Source organism: Saccharothrix sp. ST-888, assembly GCF_000955975.1.
Lineage (GTDB): Bacteria > Actinomycetota > Actinomycetes > Streptomycetales > Streptomycetaceae > Kitasatospora.
Genome location: NZ_JYJF01000946.1, coordinates 1 through 306, shown reverse-complemented (window position 1 = coordinate 306; position 306 = coordinate 1). Strand labels below are relative to the sequence as shown.

The 306-nt window shown below is 82.7% G+C and carries 1 protein-coding gene; it reads right to left on the bottom strand.

Annotation, left to right across the window (positions count from 1 at the left end; all coding sequences use genetic code 11):
• Window positions 1–306, bottom strand: a 306-nt coding sequence (locus UK12_RS42640) for a hypothetical protein (protein WP_045307283.1), incomplete at both ends; no start/stop codon positions are given.

Sequence of the window (306 nt, the reverse complement as noted above, 5' to 3'; positions counted from 1 at the left end):
GCGGAGCTGATCTCCGGCCCGGGGAGGAACTCCTCGGCCAGGAAGCTCCGGTGGCCGCGGTCCCGCATCGCCTCGCCCGCCGCCAGCGCCGCGTCGGCGCCCGGCACCAGGGTCACCGAGGCGGAGCCGCCCGAGCCCACGGCCGTCCCCCCCCACGCGCCCCGCCGCCCGCCCCCGAACTCGGCCCCCGCGTGCGGATCCTCGCCCGCGTGGTGCGCCACGGCCCGCAGGCCGTGCGCGGCCGCCACCTCGCGCTGGCGCCGCTTGTCGCGGGCCAGCCGCGCGGCACCCACCCCGGCGGAGGGC